Annotated in this window: 1 tRNA gene; it reads right to left on the bottom strand. The window is 46.5% G+C overall.

Going from position 1 to position 400, the window contains the following annotated elements:
• Position 1: 1 nt before the first annotated feature.
• A tRNA-Ser gene (locus tag ACXAG2_RS20890) sits at positions 2–90 on the bottom strand.
• Positions 91–400: the final 310 nt, after the last annotated feature.

Below are 400 nucleotides of genomic sequence, written 5' to 3'. Positions count from 1 at the left end.
GCGGAGAGAGAGGGATTCGAACCCCCGGAAGGTTTGACCCTTCGCCTGATTTCAAGTCAGGTGCATTCAGCCGGACTCTGCCATCTCTCCGTTGAGTGGTGCGTATCATAATGATTTTATCGTGATTGAAAAGCTCTATTTCAAATAAAATCAACCAAGTGCGCAATATGCAAACAATCTGCTCAGAATTTAACATCACTGTGGCTAAAGCGATTATTTCCTGAACAGGCTGATATCTATATGTGATTGCAATGGAACACTGACTGCCATTTGAAAGCAAAAGCCCGCTTAGTTAAGCGGGCTTTTTCAGAATGTGGCGGAGAGAGAGGGATTCGAACCCCCGGAAGGTTTGACCCTTCGCCTGATTTCAAGTCAGGTGCATTCAGCCGGACTCTGCCAT

The organism is Alteromonas sp. ABH4_456 (assembly GCF_056160645.1).
Note: the sequence above shows the minus strand (reverse complement) of the source record. Positions and strands in the feature narration are given on the sequence as shown.